The sequence below is a fragment of the Specibacter sp. NPDC057265 genome (genome assembly GCF_042668835.1).
GTDB lineage: Bacteria > Actinomycetota > Actinomycetes > Actinomycetales > Micrococcaceae > Specibacter.
In genome coordinates this window covers 18,903-35,450 of the sequence record NZ_JBHUYE010000017.1, presented here as the reverse complement: position 1 = coordinate 35,450, position 16,548 = coordinate 18,903, and the positions used below count along the sequence as shown (strand labels likewise).

At 65.3% G+C, this 16,548-nt stretch carries 16 protein-coding genes; 10 read left to right on the top strand and 6 right to left on the bottom strand.

Features of this window, described 5'->3' with window-relative positions; translation table 11 throughout:
* Positions 1–660: 660 nt before the first annotated feature.
* The 10 genes from ACFUCV_RS11850 (at position 661) to ACFUCV_RS11805 (ending at position 10,671) form a co-directional block, all read left to right on the top strand.
* A complete protein-coding gene (locus ACFUCV_RS11850) occupies positions 661–1,890 on the top strand; it encodes a thiolase family protein (protein WP_380815881.1) in 1,230 nt (409 codons plus the stop codon).
* Positions 1,890–2,690 (top strand): enoyl-CoA hydratase/isomerase family protein, encoded by an 801-nt coding sequence (locus tag ACFUCV_RS11845; protein ID WP_380815879.1) that lies wholly within the window; start codon positions 1,890–1,892, stop codon positions 2,688–2,690. The genes ACFUCV_RS11850 and ACFUCV_RS11845 overlap by 1 nt, the downstream gene beginning before the upstream one ends.
* Complete coding sequence (locus ACFUCV_RS11840) at positions 2,687–3,547, top strand: 3-hydroxyacyl-CoA dehydrogenase family protein (RefSeq protein WP_380815877.1); 861 nt, start codon at positions 2,687–2,689, stop codon at positions 3,545–3,547. Before ACFUCV_RS11845 ends, ACFUCV_RS11840 begins: the two co-directional genes overlap by 4 nt.
* Positions 3,548–3,706: 159 nt before the next feature.
* The gene (gene paaZ / locus ACFUCV_RS11835; protein WP_380815875.1) at positions 3,707–5,821 is read left to right on the top strand and encodes a phenylacetic acid degradation bifunctional protein PaaZ; all 2,115 of its coding nucleotides are present in this window, start codon (positions 3,707–3,709) and stop codon (positions 5,819–5,821) included.
* A 58-nt stretch (positions 5,822–5,879) separates the two neighbouring features.
* Positions 5,880–6,899: a 1,2-phenylacetyl-CoA epoxidase subunit PaaA gene (gene paaA / locus ACFUCV_RS11830; RefSeq protein ID WP_380815873.1), complete on the top strand. Its 1,020-nt coding sequence runs from the start codon at positions 5,880–5,882 to the stop codon at positions 6,897–6,899.
* Positions 6,896–7,201, top strand: coding sequence for a 1,2-phenylacetyl-CoA epoxidase subunit PaaB (paaB, locus tag ACFUCV_RS11825; RefSeq protein ID WP_380815871.1), 306 nt, complete (start codon positions 6,896–6,898; stop codon positions 7,199–7,201). The genes paaA and paaB overlap by 4 nt, the downstream gene beginning before the upstream one ends.
* Positions 7,198–8,115, top strand: coding sequence for a 1,2-phenylacetyl-CoA epoxidase subunit PaaC (gene paaC, locus ACFUCV_RS11820; protein ID WP_380815869.1), 918 nt, complete (start codon positions 7,198–7,200; stop codon positions 8,113–8,115). The genes paaB and paaC overlap by 4 nt, the downstream gene beginning before the upstream one ends.
* A gap of 5 nt (positions 8,116–8,120) precedes the next feature.
* Positions 8,121–8,621 carry a 1,2-phenylacetyl-CoA epoxidase subunit PaaD gene (gene paaD / locus ACFUCV_RS11815; RefSeq protein ID WP_380815867.1) on the top strand — a complete coding sequence of 167 codons (501 nt, stop codon included), beginning with the start codon at positions 8,121–8,123 and terminating at the stop codon, positions 8,619–8,621.
* A gap of 9 nt (positions 8,622–8,630) precedes the next feature.
* Positions 8,631–9,872, top strand: a complete 1,242-nt coding sequence (gene paaE, locus ACFUCV_RS11810; RefSeq protein ID WP_380815865.1) for a 1,2-phenylacetyl-CoA epoxidase subunit PaaE — start codon at positions 8,631–8,633, stop codon at positions 9,870–9,872.
* Between the two features lie 13 nt (positions 9,873–9,885).
* Positions 9,886–10,671 (top strand): enoyl-CoA hydratase/isomerase family protein, encoded by a 786-nt coding sequence (locus ACFUCV_RS11805; RefSeq protein WP_380815862.1) that lies wholly within the window; start codon positions 9,886–9,888, stop codon positions 10,669–10,671.
* Between the two features lie 23 nt (positions 10,672–10,694).
* Here ACFUCV_RS11805 and ACFUCV_RS11800 read toward each other — a convergent pair whose 3' ends face one another.
* The 6 genes from ACFUCV_RS11800 to ACFUCV_RS11775 all read right to left on the bottom strand — a co-directional run bounded on the left by ACFUCV_RS11800 (position 10,695) and on the right by ACFUCV_RS11775 (position 16,418).
* Positions 10,695–12,035, bottom strand: a complete 1,341-nt coding sequence (locus ACFUCV_RS11800) for a dihydrolipoamide acetyltransferase family protein (protein ID WP_380815860.1) — start codon at positions 12,033–12,035, stop codon at positions 10,695–10,697.
* 2 nt (positions 12,036–12,037) lie between these two features.
* Positions 12,038–13,144, bottom strand: coding sequence for an alpha-ketoacid dehydrogenase subunit beta (locus tag ACFUCV_RS11795; protein WP_380815858.1), 1,107 nt, complete (start codon positions 13,142–13,144; stop codon positions 12,038–12,040).
* Positions 13,141–14,343: a thiamine pyrophosphate-dependent dehydrogenase E1 component subunit alpha gene (locus ACFUCV_RS11790; RefSeq protein WP_380815856.1), complete on the bottom strand. Its 1,203-nt coding sequence runs from the start codon at positions 14,341–14,343 to the stop codon at positions 13,141–13,143. Before ACFUCV_RS11790 ends, ACFUCV_RS11795 begins: the two co-directional genes overlap by 4 nt.
* A gap of 200 nt (positions 14,344–14,543) precedes the next feature.
* Positions 14,544–15,149 carry a TetR/AcrR family transcriptional regulator gene (locus ACFUCV_RS11785; RefSeq protein WP_380815854.1) on the bottom strand — a complete coding sequence of 202 codons (606 nt, stop codon included), beginning with the start codon at positions 15,147–15,149 and terminating at the stop codon, positions 14,544–14,546.
* Positions 15,150–15,262: 113 nt separating this feature from the next.
* Entirely contained in the window at positions 15,263–15,718 is a 456-nt protein-coding gene (locus tag ACFUCV_RS11780) for a hotdog fold thioesterase (RefSeq protein WP_380815852.1), read from the bottom strand.
* 235 nt (positions 15,719–15,953) lie between these two features.
* Positions 15,954–16,418: an Lrp/AsnC family transcriptional regulator gene (locus ACFUCV_RS11775; RefSeq protein ID WP_380815851.1), complete on the bottom strand. Its 465-nt coding sequence runs from the start codon at positions 16,416–16,418 to the stop codon at positions 15,954–15,956.
* Positions 16,419–16,548 lie beyond the last annotated feature (130 nt).

The following is a 16,548-nucleotide window of genomic DNA, read 5'->3' as shown; positions in this document are numbered from 1 at the left end:
GAGCCTCCCGGTCGATTCGACTGTGGTACCCATCTTTGGACTCGGCCACCTAATAGTTGATGGCCGCAAGGCAAAAGCCTCAACTTCAGCGGTAGTTCGTCTTTTGAAGGCCCATCGACCACTATTAGTATCTTGCATCGTTGCGATAACGCCATGCAGGAACGGACCAGGACGGCCTATTGGCAGGTTTGTATTGACCGCTGATCAGCAGCGGGAATCGTCAGTTCAAAGCCAATAAGCGGCTCATGGTGACGTGTCGAGACGTATTTGAAGGTAGTGCGGAGTGCGTAGAGATTTTGTTGGTTTAAAGGTACCGCGGCTCGCGTAGAGACCTTATTGGACGGTGTTCGGGATTGCCACCGTGCCCGAAGCTGCGTCGAGGGGCCGTTCTTGAGCTTCAAGACTGAGGAGCGATCGTTAGGCGCAATATTGGGCATGGCGAAAAGTCTGATTCAAGGGTGTCAACGCGTTCGCGACAGATGAGTCAACGATGCGGCGCACCAGGACGCACCCTCAGAGCGCCCGTTCTTTTGTTCCCCCGCCAGCCCGGAAACCCGGAAATCCAACGCCCCCAACACACCGCAGTGTAGTATTTTCAGAACGAACGGTCGGTAAACACCAGGCTTCACCGACTAAGGCTGGTTACGGGAGGGATGTCGCATGGGGCCGGGTACTGCAGGGCCGCAGGCTTTCCTTGTTGGGGGTGTCCGAACGCCGGTGGGCCGTTACGGAGGGGCGCTCTCCTCCGTCCGGCCGGATGACCTCGCCGCGCTGGTGATCCGGGAGGCCGTGGTTCGCGCCGGATTGGATCCGGGAAGCATCGAGGAAGTCATTTTGGGCAATGCCAACGGTGCCGGCGAGGAAAATCGCAACGTGGCGCGGATGGCCACCCTGCTGGCGGGTCTGCCCCTCCACATCCCCGGCATCACCGTCAACCGCCTGTGCGCCGCCGGGCTGAGCGCCATCATCCAAGCCAGCCACATGATCAAGTCCGGCGCCGCGGACGTGGTCATTGCCGGGGGAGTGGAATCCATGAGCCGCGCGCCGTGGGTCCAGGAAAAACCGGTCACTGCGTTTGCCAAGCCCGGCCAAATTTTTGACAGCTCCATTGGGTGGCGCTTCGTCAATCCGCTCTTCGAATCCGGTGGGCTGGCCCGCGGCGGCAAGATGACCTTCTCCATGCCGGAGACTGCCGAGGAAGTTGCCCGGGTGGATGGCATCACCCGCGAGGACGCCGATGCCTTCGCTGTCAGGTCCCACGAGCGCTCGCTGGCCGCCATTGCTGCCGGCCGCTTCAAGGAAGAGATTGTGCCTGTGACGGTCAAGGCCCGCAAAACCGAAACCCTCGTGGACACTGACGAGGGGCCCCGCGCGGGCACCACCATGGACGTCCTGGCCGGGCTGCGCCCCGTGGTCAAGGGCGGCTCAGTGGTCACCGCCGGAAATTCCTCCACCCTCAACGACGGCGCCTCGGCCATCATCGTCGCCTCCGGGGCAGCCATTGCGCGGCTCGGACTCACCCCGCGTGCCCGCATCATTGACGGGGCCTCGGCCGGCTGCGAACCCGAGCTTATGGGCATTGGCCCTGTCCCCGCCACGCAAAAAGTCCTCCAGCGTAGCGGTTTGGACGTTGGTGATCTGGATGCCGTGGAACTCAATGAAGCGTTTGCCACGCAGTCACTGGCCACCATCCGCCGGCTGGGTCTGGACCCGGACACTGTCAATAACGACGGCGGCGCCATCAGCCTGGGGCACCCGCTGGGTTCCAGCGGCTCCAGAATTGCCGTCACCCTGCTGGGCCGGATGGAACGCGAGGACGCCAAGATCGGCCTGGCCACCATGTGCGTTGGCGTGGGCCAGGGCACGGCCATGTTGCTGGAGCGTGTCTAATGCCCGCCCAAGACCACGGGGAGCAGTCCATGGCCGCAACTTTCGGCACCCTCCTGGTCGACGAGCGGGCGGACCGGGTGGTGGTGCTCTTAAACCGGCCGGACGTCAAAAACGCCATCAACCAGCAGATGGTGGACGAACTCCACTTGGTCTGCGCGGCACTGGAGCGCAATCCCAAAATCCTGATCCTGGCAGGCGTTGACGGGGTATTTGCCTCGGGTGCGGATATTGCCCAGTTGCGGGAGCGGCGCCGGGACGATGCCCTGCAGGGGATCAACTCCGCGCTATTTTCCCGGATCGCCAAGCTGCCCATGCCCGTGATTGCCGCGCTGGATGGGTACTGTTTGGGTGGCGGCGCGGAACTGGCCTACGCCGCGGACTTTCGGATCGGCACGCCCAGTGTGCGGATCGGCAACCCTGAGACCGGCATGGGCATTCTGGCGGCAGCCGGTGCCAGCTGGCGGCTGAAGGAGCTGGTGGGGGAGCCCGTGGCCAAGCAAATCCTCTTGGCCGGCCTGATCCTGCGCGCGGAGGAGGCCTTGGCGGTGCACCTCATCACTGAAATCCACGAAGTGCCGGAGCTGATGAATGCCGCACATGCGCTGGCCGACAGGGTTGCCCAGCAGGATCCCTTGGCCGTCCGGATCACCAAATCGGTGTTCGCCGCCCCCGCCGAAGCCCACCCGTTAATTGACCAGCTGGCCCAAGGCATCCTCTTTGAATCCCCGGCCAAATTCGAGCGCATGCAAGCCTTTCTGGATAGGAAGGCCAGCGGCAAGCAGGCAGGGGAGCGGGAATGACCGAAGTAAATTTTCCGTCCAGGGTTGGCATCCTGGGCGGCGGCCGGATGGGCGCCGGAATCGCCCACGCCTTTCTCTTGGCCGGTGCCCACATCCTCGTGGTGGAACGGGATGCGGTCTCGGCCCAGGCGGCTAGGGAGCGGGTGGAATCCGCCATCACCAAGAGCATTGAACGCGGCGCCACCGGTGCCGGCTTTGCGGAACTCTCTGCCAGGCTCAGCGTCACCGCGGACCCTGACGGTTTCACGGAGTGCGGGCTCGTGGTGGAGGCCGTTCCTGAAGACTGGGAACTCAAGGTTCGCTCCCTCCGAGGCATTGAGGAATGGCTCGGTGAGGACGCGTTCCTGGCCTCCAACACCTCCTCCCTGTCCATCAACGGATTGGCCCGGGAACTGCGGCGGCCGCAGAACTTTGTGGGCCTGCACTTCTTCAACCCCGTGCCTGCGTCCACGTTGATTGAAGTGGTGGTCGGCGAGCAGACGTCCGTGGAGCTGGCTGCCGTCGCAAAGGGATGGGTGGCGGCACTGGGAAAGACGGCAGTCGTGGTCAACGACGCACCGGGGTTTGCGTCATCGCGGCTGGGCGTGGCCATTGCACTGGAGGCCATGCGCATGGTGGAGGAGGGTGTGGCGTCTCCGGAGGACATCGATGCCGCCATGGTGCTGGGCTACAAACATCCCACGGGGCCGTTGCGGACCACCGACCTTGTGGGCCTGGACGTGCGCCTTGGCATTGCCGATTACCTGCACTCCACGCTGGGCGAGCGCTTTGCTCCGCCGCAGATCCTGAAGGACAAGGTGGCCCGCGGCGAGCTGGGGCGCAAGTCCGGGCAGGGCTTCTTCGACTGGACCGCGTGACACCCTTTGCCTCCCGGCGGCGAAAGGGCTCTGCCAGCTGCGCACGGACGCAGCCGTTGGGTGACGCCAGGCACTTCTTCAGGTAGCCTTAGGCTGAATGACTGAACGATCGGTCAGTAATACAGCGTTTGAGCTTGAAGTGAAAGGTCTGCCACCACCATGACTTCCACAGCCACCACGGCAGCAGCCCAGCCAGCCCACACAGTGGAAACGGTGCCCAGCTTCGTCAATAACGGCTGGTGGACACCCGACGCCGGGGCCCTGGACTCCGCGGTTCCCGTCCGGGATGCCAGCACCGGCGAACTTTTGGCACAGGTGAGCGCCAAGGGGCTGGACCTGAAGCCGGTGGTGGACTACGGGCGCACCGTGGGCCAGGCCGGGCTGGGCCGGCTGACCTTCCATCAGCGCGCGCTCCAGCTCAAGGAACTGGCCCAATACCTCAATGCCCGGTGCGAGGAGTTTTACGCCGTGTCCGCGCAGACCGGCGCCACCAAGATCGACTCCATGGTGGACATTGACGGCGGCGTCGGTGTCCTGTTCACCTTTGCTTCCAAGGGCCGGCGTGAGCTGCCCAACGCACAGGTGGTGGTGGACGGGCCCCTGGAGGTCTTGTCCAAGGACGGCTCCTTTGCCGGCGAACACATCTACACCCGCATCCCCGGGGTGGCGGTGCAGATCAACGCCTTCAACTTCCCGGTCTGGGGCATGCTGGAGAAGCTGGCACCGGCCTTCCTTGCCGGGGTGCCCACCATCGTCAAACCCGCCACCCCCACCGGGTACGTTGCCGCGGCCGTGGTCAAGGCCATCATTGAATCCAAGATCCTGCCCGAGGGCTCTCTGCAGCTGGTATCCGGCTCCGCCCGCGGCCTGCTGGACGTCCTCGACCACCGCGATCTGGTGGCCTTCACCGGCTCCGCATCCACTGCCCAGCACCTGAAGTCACACCCCAATGTGGTGGAAGGCGGGGTCCGCTTCACCTCCGAAACGGATTCGCTGAACGCCGCGATCCTGGGCCCGGACGCGGTGGAGGGCACCCCCGAATTCGACGCCTTCATCAAGTCCGTGGTCACGGAAATGACAGTCAAGGCAGGCCAAAAGTGCACGGCCATCCGTCGCGCCATCGTCCCGCAGGCGCTGGTGCCGGCCGTCATTGCCGCCATTGGCAAACGCGTGGACGAACGCGTGGTGGTGGGGGATCCCCGCGCCGAGGGCGTCACCATGGGTGCGCTGGCCTCGCTCGAGCAGCTCCATGACGTCCGCGCGGCCGTACAGTCCATGCTCGACGCCGGCGGCGAGCTTGCGTACGGAACCCTTGATTCGCCGTCGGCCATCTCCGCCGACGGAACCACGGGCGTGGTGGCGGACGGCGCCTTCATGTCCCCGGTGCTGCTCAGCTGGGACGACCCCGAAGCGGATGCCCTCCACACGCTGGAGGCCTTTGGCCCAGTGGCCTCGGTGCTTGGCTACACGGACCTGGCCGACGCCGTCCGCCTCGCCGCCCGCGGCGGGGGATCCCTCGTGGCCACCGTCTGCACCAATGATCCCGCCATTGCCAAGGAACTGGTCATGGGCATTGCCGCCCACCACGGCCGCGTGCTGATGCTCAACCGCGAGGATGCCCGCAGTTCCACCGGCCACGGCAGCCCCGTTCCGCACCTGGTCCACGGTGGCCCCGGCCGCGCCGGAGGCGGGGAGGAACTGGGCGGCATCCGCTCCGTGCTGCACCACATGCAGCGCACCGCCATCCAGGGCTCACCCAACATGCTCACGGCCGTCACAGGCATCTGGCATGCCGGCGCGGCGCGGAACTTCACGGCGGAGACCGAGGGCACGCACCCGTTCCGGAAATCCCTGGAAACGCTGCGGATGGGCGACGCCGTCCGCTCCGAACTGCGGCAGGTCACCCTTGAGGACATCACGGCCTTCGCGAACTCCACGGGGGACACCTTCTACGCCCACACGAACCAGGAAGCCGCTGCGGCCAACCCGTTTTTCCCGGGCATTGTGGCCCACGGCTACCTGCTGCTGGCCTGGGGCGCCGGATTGTTTGTGGAACCGGCCCCGGGCCCGGTGCTGGCCAACTACGGGCTGGAGAACCTGCGCTTCATCACGCCCGTCGCCGGTGGCGACTCCATCCGCGTGACCCTGACGGCGAAGAAAATCACGCCCCGCGAAACAGATGACTATGGCGAGGTGGCCTGGGACGCAGTGCTCAGCAATCAAAACGACGAGGTCGTGGCCACCTATGACGTCCTCACCCTGGTCGAAAAGTAGGGGCGGCCACCATGACTCGGATCGCCAACACCAAGATTTGCAGCAAAGGAGCAGGAACATGACCTCCCAGACCCTCCAGCCAGCCTCCGGTGAGTTGACGCCGGAGGAAGCCCAGGCACGCCTTGACGCCGACGGCCAAGCCAACTTTGATGCGGTCATCGCGGCGGATTCACGGATTGAGCCGCGGGACTGGATGCCCGCGGCCTACCGCAAGACCCTCCTGCGCCAGATCTCCCAGCACGCGCACTCGGAAATCATTGGCATGCAGCCCGAAGCCAACTGGATCACCCGCGCGCCCAGCCTGAAACGCAAGGCCATCCTCATGGCCAAGGTCCAGGACGAGGCGGGCCACGGACTGTACCTGTACTCCGCCGCCGAAACGCTGGGCCAGTCCCGCGACGACATGATGGACGCCCTCATTGCCGGCAAGGCCCGCTACTCCAGCATCTTCAACTATCCGGCACGCGCTTGGGCGGACATGGGGGCCATTGGCTGGCTGGTCGATGGAGCCGCCATCTGCAACCAAGTGCCGCTGTGCCGCGCCTCCTACGGCCCCTACGCCCGGGCCATGGTGCGGGTCTGCAAGGAGGAATCCTTCCACCAGCGCCAGGGTTTTGAGATCCTGCTGGAGCTCGCCCACGGCACCCCCGAACAAAAACAAATGGCGCAGGACGCAGTGAACCGCTGGTACGCGCCGTCGCTGATGATGTTCGGCCCGCCGGATGACGATTCACCCAACTCCCAGCAGTCCATGGCCTGGAACATCAAGCGCTTCAGCAACGACGAGCTGCGCAGCCGCTTCGTGGGGATGATGGTGGAACAGGTCCGCGTGCTGGGCCTGACCCTGCCGGACAACGAGGTCCGCTTCAACGAGGACAGCAACAGATGGGAGCACGGCCCGCTGGACTGGAGTGAATTCCAGGAGGTGCTGGCCGGCCGGGGCCCCTGCAACGCGCAGCGCCTGGAGCGCCGCCGGCAGGCGCACGACGACGGCGCCTGGGTCCGCGAGGCGGCCGCCGCCTATACGGAGAAACAGCGGGCAAAGCACGACGCCGACGGCGAGGAGCACGCAGCATGACCGCCGCCGGGTCCACCGACCGCCACGCCTGGGGGCTTTGGGAGGTCTTCGTGCGGTCCAGCCGCGGCCTGTCCCACGTCCACGCCGGTTCCCTGCACGCCCCCGATGCGGCCATGGCGCTGCGCAACGCCCGGGACCTGTACACCCGCCGGAACGAGGGCGTCTCCATTTGGGTGGTCCCGGCGGACACCATTGCCACCAGCGATCCGGATGCCAAGGGCTCGTTCTTTGAATCGCCCCAGGGCAAGGACTACCGGCACGCCACGTATTACACCAAGAGTGCGGAGGTGAAGCACCTGTGAACCCGGTCAAAGCCACTGAAACCACAGGCCACGGGGACATCTCCACCGCTGTGGCCGGCGGCGATTCCAACGCCTCCGCCACCCGCATCACCCCCGGCAACGCGCTCCGCCCGGAGGACAATGCCCAAGAAGCACGCACCGGCAGCGCCCGGCCCGGCGCGGACGTGGCCGAGTACGCGCTGCGCCTAGGCGACGACGCCTTGATTCTGGCACAGCGCCTGAGCCACTGGATATCCCGCGCCCCGGAGCTGGAGGAGGATGTGGCCCTGGGCAACATTGCCCTGGACCAACTGGGCCACGCCCGGTCCTTCCTGAGCTACGCCGGCGGTGGCCTGGGCGGCGACAATGGGCCCAAAAGCGAGGACGAGCTCGCCTACTTCCGCCGGGAGCACGAGTTCCGCTCCGCGCACCTGTTTGAGCAGCCCAACGGCGACTTCGCCGTGACCATTGCCCGCCAGCTGGTGGTCAGCTACTACCAGTTCGAGCTGTACCGCCGGCTGGCCGCCTCCACCGACGCCACGCTGGCGGCCATTGCCGCCAAAGCCGTCAAGGAAGTGGACTACCACCGCGACCACAGCGCCCAATGGGTGCTGCGCCTGGCCGGCGGCACCGACGAATCCCGCCACAGGATCATCCATGCTTTGAAGCTGATGTGGCCTTATGTTGGCGAACTCTTTGCCGATGACGCGCTCACCACAACCCTCGCGGAGGCCGGCGTGGCCGTGCAGCCGTCCTCCCTCCGGGAAGACTTTGACCGGTTGATGGGGGAAATCCTCACCGCAGCGGAACTGGAGGTGCCGGACGTTCCGCAGGCCCCCGGCGGCGGCCGACGCGGCCTCCACTCCGAACACCTGGGCTACATCCTGGCGGAAATGCAGGTGCTGGCCAGGGAACATCCCGGGGCCAACTGGTGAGCGCCATGACCGGCACCCAAGAAGAGCAGAGGGCCTGGGACATTGCCGCCACGGTGTGCGACCCCGAAATTCCGGTACTCACCATTGCCGACCTCGGCATCCTGCGCACCGTGGAGGTGGCCCAGGGCGGCGTCAAGGTCACCATCACCCCCACCTATTCGGGATGCCCGGCCATGGACGCCATCCGCGCGGACCTGCAAACCGCCTTTGCGCAGCAGGGCTACGCCGCAGTGGACGTGGAACTGGTCCTGGCCCCGGCCTGGACCACCGACTGGATGAGTGAGGTGGGCAAAACAAAGCTGGAGGAGTACGGAATCGCGCCGCCGTCGGGCCAGTCAACGGCCCTGCGGCACGCCGGCCCCATCCGGCTGACGCTGGCCGTCAAATGCCCCCAGTGCTCCTCGCTCAACACCAAGGAACTCACCCGCTTCGGTTCCACCTCCTGCAAGGCCCTCCACGTGTGCCTGGACTGCCGGGAACCGTTCGACTACTTCAAAGTCCTGTAAGGAACCCCCATGACCGTTGCCCCCCAGACCGCCGCCAAACCGGCCCAGGCCACGGGCCGCCGTCGGCCGTCCTTCCACGCACTGACGGTCAAGGCGGTGCGCCGGCTGACCGCCGACGCCGTTGAAGTCACCTTCCACGTGCCTGCGGCGCTCGCCGGCCGGTTCGACTACCTGCCCGGGCAATACGTGGCCCTGCGCACCACCTTGCCGGATGACAACGGCGTGCCCCGCGAAGTGCGCCGCAGCTACTCCATCTGCGCCGAGCCACGCAGCTTCGCGGACGGCAGCAGCGAGATCAAGGTGGCGGTCAAGCAGGATCTGGGCGGGCGGTTCTCCACCTGGGCCAACACCATGCTGGCGGCGGGGGACACCCTGGACGTCATGAGCCCCATGGGCGCGTTTGTGTCCAAACATGGCCGGGACGGCACCACGGCGGAGAAGAACGTCATGAGTTCCATGAACCGGCCCCAGGAGCTGGCCGGGGAAATTGCCGCGAACGGCGAGGCAAGCTTTGTGGCGGTCGCCGCCGGCTCGGGCATCACCCCGGTGATCGCCATTGCCCGGACCCTGCTGGCAGCCAACCCCCGGAGCCGCTTTGACCTCATCTACGCCAACAAGGCCGCCATGGACGTCATGTTCCTGGAGGAACTGGCGGATTTGAAGGACAAATACCCGCAGCGCCTGGCCATCCACCACGTCCTGTCCCGCGAACAGCGGATCGCGCCGCTGCTCAGCGGGAGGATCGACGCCGACAAGCTGCGGCAGCTGCTGGGCACCGCCATCCACGCGGTCGACGTCGACGAATGGTTCCTGTGCGGGCCCTTCGATCTGGTGCAGCTGTGCCGGGACACCCTTGCAGAACGCGGCGTCAAGCCTGAGAACATCCGCTTTGAACTGTTCACCTCCGGCAGGCCCGACCGCCCGGAAGGCCAGGCCGGCCGGCCCGTGCTGGTGGATGAATCCCAGGAGACGTACAAGATCACGTTCAAGCTCGACGGCCTGCAGGGCGAGGTGGCCAGCCCCACCCACGCGCGCGAATCCATCCTCAATGCCGCCCTCCGCGTCCGCCCGGACGTGCCGTTCGCCTGCGCCGGGGGAGTGTGCGGCACCTGCCGCGCCAAGGTGGTCGCCGGCAGCGTGGCCATGGATGAAAACTACGCGCTGGAACAGGACGAACTGGACAAGGGGTACGTACTGACCTGCCAGTCGCACCCCACCACCGCGGCCGTCACAGTGGACTTCGACGTCTAAAGCTAGGAGAGCCATGATTTCCCTGACCATCACCGATGGCGTTGCCGAGGTGGTCCTTGACGCCCCGCACAAACTGAACTCCCTGGACGAAGTGGCGCTCGCCGCTTTGTCCCGGGCCTACGACGACGCCGCTGCCGCCGCCGCACGCGGGGAGGTGCGGGCGCTGCTGCTGCGGGGGCAGGGCCGCGCCTTCTGCGCCGGCCGGGACATTCACAACGTCACCCCGGACAATGACGACGCCGCCGCCTACCTGGGCAAGCTGGTGCAGCCGCTGCTGCAGAAAATGGCGTCATTCCCGGCTCCCACCTTTGCTGCGGCGCAGGGCGCCTGCCTGGGTGTGGGGCTGGGACTGCTGCTGGCCACGGATGTGGTCTATGTAGCCGAGAACGCCAAGTTCGGCTCGCCCTTCGCCAGGCTCGGGGCCACCTTGGATTCCGGCGGCCACTGGTACTTCACCGAGCGGCTGGGCATGCACCGGACCCTGGATTTGATCTACACCGCCGAGTTGATCAGCGGCACGGAGGCGGTGGCGCAGGGACTGTTCAGCCGGGCCATGCCGGCGGCGGAACTCCTGGCCCGGACGCGGGACATTGTGGGCCAGGTGGCCACCGGTGCCACGGCTGCCTTTGCGGCCAGCAAGGAACTGGTGGCGCACATCCGCGATCAGCGCCTGGGCCTGTGGCAGGCCATGACGGAAGAAACTGACGAACAGGCCCGGCTCTGCGCCACGGCCGACTATGCCGAAGGTTTTCAGGCGTTCCAAGACAAGCGGAAGCCGGTTTTCACGGGCACCCTTTAGGGCCGGTTTCATCCCGACCAGGCTTATAAGTCGGCCAGTGCCGAGGCAGGATACTCCATGGCGTCCGCCACGTGGCGCAGGAAGTCGCCGGCCGTGGCGCCGTCGCAGACGCGGTGGTCAAACACCAGGGTCAGCTCGGTCATCTTGCGCACGGCCAGTTGGCCGTCCACCACCCAGGGTTTGTCGATGATGCGCCCCACCCCCAGCATGGCCGCTTCCGGGTGGTTGATGATGGCAGCTGACCCGTCCACCCCAAACACCCCGTAGTTGTTCAGCGTGAAGGTGCCGCTGCCCAGCTCTGCCGGTGTGGCCCGGCCTTCGCGTGCGGCCGTGCTGAGTCGACGGATTTCAGCATCCAGTTCCCGGGTGCTGAGCCTGTGGGCGTTACGGATGGAGGGCACCACCAGTCCGCGGTCGGTTTGGGCCGCAAACCCCAGGTTGACGCCGTCGAATCCAATGATTTCCTGAACGTCGTGGCCCACGGCGTCGGGGCTTGCGTGGAAGCGGGTGTTGAGTTCCGGGTATTTCTTCAGCCCGGAAGTCACGAAGCGGGCAATGAACGCCAGCAGTCCAGGTGTGGTGGCGGGGTCGCGTTTTTTCATGCTCGCACGGAGCTCGATCAGGGCGGTGGCATCCACATCCACCCAGACCGTGGCCTCGGGAATTTCCGTGCGGCTGCGGGACAGGGCGGCCGCGGCGGCCCGGCGCACGCCCCTGACGGGTGTGCGTGCCGCAATGCCAAGCCCCGTCCGCGCATCCACCTTCAGGTCAGCGGATTCCGGTGATACCGGCACCGGGGCTGCCGGCGCCGGTGTGGCGGCTTCCACATCGCCGCGGGTGATGAGGCCACCGGCTCCGGAGCCCTGCAAGGTGCCCAGATCGATCCCGTTCTCACGGGCCATTCTGCGCACGAGCGGGGAACTGACAGCCACCGGCCTTCCCAATTCCGGCTCCATCGGCGCGGCGGCAATCGGCGCAAGGGACTTCCGCCGCCGGCTGCGGCGTGCCTCACCGCTCCCGGCGGGGGTGCCGTAGCCAATCAGGACGTTCCCGGAACCTGCCTTCTCTTCCTCCCGGTAGGCAGTGCCGGCAGCGTCGGCGGCAGAGTCCCCGGGCGCAGCTGCAGCTGTGACGGAGATCAGCGGCTTTCCCACATCGAGGGTCTGGCCCGGTTCGCCATGCAGTGTGGCCACGGTGCCGGCGAAAGGCGAAGGCACCTCGACCACGGCCTTGGCCGTCTCAACTTCGGCAATGGGCTGGTCCACGCTGACCTCATCGCCCACCGCCACCAGCCACTGGACCAGTTCTGCCTCGGTGAGGCCTTCGCCCAGATCCGGCAGCAGAAATACCTGTGTGTCACCCATGGTCAGCCTTCCCACTGGAGATCGTCCACGGCATCGAGGATGCGGTCCACGCCGGACAAATAGAAGTGTTCCAGCTTGGGCGCCGGGTAGGGGATGTCGAATCCGGTCACTCGCCGGACGGGGGCCAGCAGCTGGTGGAAGCACTGTTCCTGGATCCGGGCCACGATCTCGGAAGCCACCGACGCGAAGCCATGTGCCTCCGCAATGACCACCGCCCTGCCGGTTTTGCGGACGGAGGTGGCGACGGTTTCGTCGTCGAACGGCACAATGGAGCGCACATCAATGACCTCCAACGACCGCCCTTCCTCGGCGGCCGCAGCAGCTGCAGCCAGCGCCGTGGGCACGGAGGGGCCGTAGGCGATCAAGGTCGCGTCGGTTCCGGAACGGGCGACGGCGGCGCGGCCCTCGCTGGAGGTGCCCGCCTGCATGTTCACGGTGTGCTGCCCGCGGAGCTGCTCCACATTGATCAGCTCCTTGGACCAGTACAGCTTCTTCGGCTCCACGAAAATGATGGGGTCATCGGAGTCGATCGCTTCCCGGAGCATGCGGTAGCCGTCGGCCACAGTGGCCGGCGCATACACCTTCAGCCCGGCGGTGTGGGCGTAGTAAGCCTCGGAGGAATCGCAGTGGTGTTCCACTCCGCCGATCCCGCCGGCGTAGGGGATGCGGATCACCAGGGGCAGCGTGACGGCGCCCCGGGTGCGGTTGTGCATCTTCGCCACGTGGCTGACAATCTGCTCAAATGCGGGGTAGGCGAAGGCGTCGAACTGCATTTCCACCACCGGCCGCATGCCGTTCATGGCCATTCCCACGGCCATGCCCACAATGCCCGACTCGGCGAGCGGGGTGTCGAAGCAGCGCTGCTCACCAAATGTTTTGCTCAACCCGTCGGTGATGCGGAAGACCCCGCCCAGCACGCCCACGTCCTCGCCAAAGACGATGACCGAGCTGTCAGCATGCATGGCATCAGCCAAGGCCGTATTGAGGGCTTTGGCGAAGGTGGTCGGCTGGGGACCGTCCCCGGATGCACCTGCTTTGGCGGCGGCCCTTGCCGTGGCGGCACTGACATTGCCATTGGCTTCGGAGGACGTGGTGACGGTGGGGCTCATGATGGGGCCTCTTCCCGGGAAAGTTCCTCGGCGAGCATGGCCGACTGCTCCCTCAACTGCCGGGTGGGGGAGGAGAAGACGTACTTGAAGAGGTCCTGGGGATCAACGGCGACGTCCGTGTTGAGGCCATCACGCAGCTGCGCGGCAACCGCTTCGGCGCGGCCGGCTATCCGGGATTCCGTGTCCGCATCCAGCAGGCCCCTGCCGGCGAGGTAGCTCTTCATGCGGGTCAGCGGGTCCTTTGCCAGCCACTGCGCAACTTCGCTGTCCTGGCGGTAGCGGGTGGCGTCGTCGGCATTGGTGTGTGCCTGCATCCGGTAGGTGTGCGCCTCCACCAGCAACGGACCGCTTCCTTCACGGGCGAGGGCCACTGCCCGGCCCAGCACTGCCAAAAGCGCCACCAGGTCATTGCCGTCCACGCGCTCGCCGGCCATGCCGTAGCCCACGGCCTTGTGCGCCAGCGACGGCGCCACCGACTGATGTGCCAGCGGCACCGAGATGGCGTACTTGTTGTTCTGCACAAAGAAGATCACGGGGAGTTTGAACACGGCGGCGAAGTTCAGCGCCTCGTGGAAGTCACCTTCACTGGTGGCGCCGTCCCCGCACATGGCCAGCACCACCGTCTGCTCCCCGCGCAGCTTGGCGGCATGGGCCACGCCCACGCCGTGGAGCAGCTGCGTGGTCAGGGGCGTGGACAAGATCCCCACCTGGTGTTCGTGGGGGTCATAGCCGCCATGCCAGTCGCCGCGGAACAGGGTCATGACTTGCACGGGGTCAACCCCGCGGACCATGGCGGCCACCGAATCCCGGTAGGTGGGGAACATCCAGTCGCCGCGGGCCAGGCACAGTGCCGCGGCCACTTGGCAGGCCTCCTGCCCGTGGCTGGAGGGGTAGACGGCCATGCGTCCCTGCCGGACCAGCGCCGAATTCTGATCATTGATGCGCCGGCCCACCACCAGATGTTCGTACGCCGTCATCATCTGTGCATCGCTGGGAAGCTGATATTCATGGCCCGGTTCGGTGCCCTGCGCATCCGGGGGAAGCAGTGAACCGTGCTGATCCACCATGTGAATGGGATGCCGTGCCGGGAGCATGTAGTCCTCCACGGAAACACCGAACTTGTACGTGGATCCGGCCGCGGTGCCGGCGGCGGGGGGATCCGGATTTTCCTGGGATGCCTGGTGCTGTGCGGAGATCATCGTCGGTCCGTCCTGGGCTGGTCAGTATTTCCTCCCAGTATGGCCAGAGAAGTCATTCGTCACCAGAGCGGCCGAGAATTGAAGATTTTTCCCGCCAATAATCGGCGTTTGGAAGACAACTGCCGGATTTGAGGTGCCTTTTGTGCTGTTTGAAAGACGGATGGCTGCTCCAGTGTCACCAACCTCATGGCCGGGTACAGCTAGTGGGCGGTGTGGAGCCCTTCAAACATGATGGTGATGACGTCGTCGGCCAGCTTTTCAGGGGGGAGCGACCCACCTGGTTTGTACCATTCGACGATCGAGTTGATGGTGCCGAACAGGAGCCGGGCCACGGTGCGGGGGTCAATGTCCCCGCGCAGCGAGCCTTCGTCCCGGGCCGCCGAGATGAGCTCCGCCACCGCGTGGTCGAATGCCCGGCGGCGTGCCAGGGCGTCCCGTTCAATCTCCGTGTTTCCGCGCAGGCGCAGGAGCAGGGTGACAAACGGCAGGCGCTCCACCAGCACTGCCACCGTCTGCCGCAGCACAAATTCAAGCCGCGCGTCAGCGGCGCCGGAGGTGGCTTCGGCCTGCTCCAAAATCGCCTCAAGACCATCCAATGCCACGTCCAGCGCACGCTTGAGCAGCTCGCCTTTGGACTGCACGTGGTGGTAGATCGCCGACTTCGAGATTCCCAGATTTTCGGCCAGAATGCCCATCGACGTGGCGTCATAGCCGTGCCGGTTGAAGACGTCGACGGCGATGCGCAGCACCGATTCCTGGTCATAGCCGGGCCGGCCACGCTTGGCAGTGGTTGCTGAAGGGGACATGGTGGCTATTTTCTCACGGGTGCTTGCTGGGCGTGGACGGGCGGATCCGTTGCGGTGCAGCTCAAGGTCTCGGCCACGGAGGGTGCATGCGGCGCAGGAAGGGCCATGGTGTCCTACGTCTTGGCAATGGTCCGGCTGCGGCCACGGAACTCGGCAATGAGTTCCCCCGGGTTGTTGGTACGTGGCTGCGCATTGGCGGCGAATATTTGTATGTCGTACAGCCCGCTGCGGCCCACGCGGGATCTGCGGTCTGCAACGGCGGTGAGCATTTGGCCGAGGTGCGCCGGTTTGAGGAAGTTGATGTCGACGCCGGCTGCAACGGTGATGTTGCCGGCGTCGCCGGGCCCGGGGTTCACCGGGTTGCAGGCCAGGGCGAACGCGCTGTCGGCCAAGGCGAAAATCATGCCACCGTGGGCCATGCCAAATCCGTTGAGCATTTCCTGCCGGAGCGTCATGCGGATGGTGGCATGCCCGTCGCCCAAGGCGAGGACTTCAATGCCCATCCATTTGGAGGCGTGGTCATTTTCCAAGAGGGGATGGCTTGCTCCTGAAAGAGCTGCTTCAACCATGCGTCATCGCCTTTAGCATTATTTACCGAATGTTCATTAGGTAATCTCAGATGCAGGCTGCTGTCAAGGAAACTACGGTTTGCGGCATCTGCCAAGACCCGCTGGCGGTTCCACTTTTTATGTTCCATCTCAGTCAGCAGATGGGTGCCGCGACGGTGGTGGGGGTGCCGCCGTGATGATGATCCGGCCATCACGTGGCGGTGGTGTAGGCATGGGGCCCATGAGCGGTCCATGCTTAGCGCGTGTCCTCATCTTCGAAGATGAGGAACGTCTGGGTATCGAGCACCCCGGACATTGACTGCAGCTGATCAAAAACTATCCGTCGCAAGTCGTTGTTATCAATGCCCCGCACGAGCAATATCACATCGAAATCACCTCCCACCAGAGCGATGTGCTCAACCTCGGGAACAGAGCGGAGCTCCTTTTTCAGTTCCCGCCAAGCGTGCTGCTTAACCTTCAGGGTGATGTACGCCGACGATTTCCGGCCGCTTTTAAGTGGATCCACCAAGGCGGTGAATTTAGTCAGAACCCCCTCGGCCGTCAGCCGGGCGATTCGGGTATAGGCGTGGGCGCGGGAAATATGCACATTTTCGGCCACCTGTGTAATGGACATCCGGCCGTCCCGGGTGAGCTCGGCCAAAATTTCGCGATCCACTTGGTCCAGGGCGGTCTGGGGCGGCAGGTCCTCTTCGTCAAGCATTCCTGCGGCGTTCCGTCAAACATAGATAAACATCCACGGCATCTTCCGGTTCTGCTCGCTGTAGCGGCTCTTGTGGTGGGTGGGATCTGGATTCCCCGAGAGGGTCTTCTGCCGCCGTTCGGGCGGCACT

Excerpts from the sequence above, each read along its gene's own strand:
- ACFUCV_RS11850 (WP_380815881.1), top strand. The coding sequence starts at position 661 with ATGGGGCCGGGTACTGCAGGGCCGCAGGCTTTCCTTGTTGGGGGTGTC.
- ACFUCV_RS11845 (WP_380815879.1), top strand. The coding sequence starts at position 1,890 with ATGCCCGCCCAAGACCACGGGGAGCAGTCCATGGCCGCAACTTTCGGC.
- ACFUCV_RS11840 (WP_380815877.1), top strand. The coding sequence starts at position 2,687 with ATGACCGAAGTAAATTTTCCGTCCAGGGTTGGCATCCTGGGCGGCGGC.
- paaZ (WP_380815875.1), top strand. The coding sequence starts at position 3,707 with ATGACTTCCACAGCCACCACGGCAGCAGCCCAGCCAGCCCACACAGTG.
- paaA (WP_380815873.1), top strand. The coding sequence starts at position 5,880 with ATGACCTCCCAGACCCTCCAGCCAGCCTCCGGTGAGTTGACGCCGGAG.
- paaB (WP_380815871.1), top strand. The coding sequence starts at position 6,896 with ATGACCGCCGCCGGGTCCACCGACCGCCACGCCTGGGGGCTTTGGGAG.
- paaD (WP_380815867.1), top strand. The coding sequence starts at position 8,121 with ATGACCGGCACCCAAGAAGAGCAGAGGGCCTGGGACATTGCCGCCACG.
- paaE (WP_380815865.1), top strand. The coding sequence starts at position 8,631 with ATGACCGTTGCCCCCCAGACCGCCGCCAAACCGGCCCAGGCCACGGGC.
- ACFUCV_RS11805 (WP_380815862.1), top strand. The coding sequence starts at position 9,886 with ATGATTTCCCTGACCATCACCGATGGCGTTGCCGAGGTGGTCCTTGAC.
- ACFUCV_RS11800 (WP_380815860.1), bottom strand. The coding sequence starts at position 12,035 with ATGGGTGACACACAGGTATTTCTGCTGCCGGATCTGGGCGAAGGCCTC.
- ACFUCV_RS11795 (WP_380815858.1), bottom strand. The coding sequence starts at position 13,144 with ATGAGCCCCACCGTCACCACGTCCTCCGAAGCCAATGGCAATGTCAGT.
- ACFUCV_RS11790 (WP_380815856.1), bottom strand. The coding sequence starts at position 14,343 with ATGATCTCCGCACAGCACCAGGCATCCCAGGAAAATCCGGATCCCCCC.
- ACFUCV_RS11785 (WP_380815854.1), bottom strand. The coding sequence starts at position 15,149 with ATGTCCCCTTCAGCAACCACTGCCAAGCGTGGCCGGCCCGGCTATGAC.
- ACFUCV_RS11780 (WP_380815852.1), bottom strand. The coding sequence starts at position 15,718 with ATGGTTGAAGCAGCTCTTTCAGGAGCAAGCCATCCCCTCTTGGAAAAT.
- ACFUCV_RS11775 (WP_380815851.1), bottom strand. The coding sequence starts at position 16,418 with ATGCTTGACGAAGAGGACCTGCCGCCCCAGACCGCCCTGGACCAAGTG.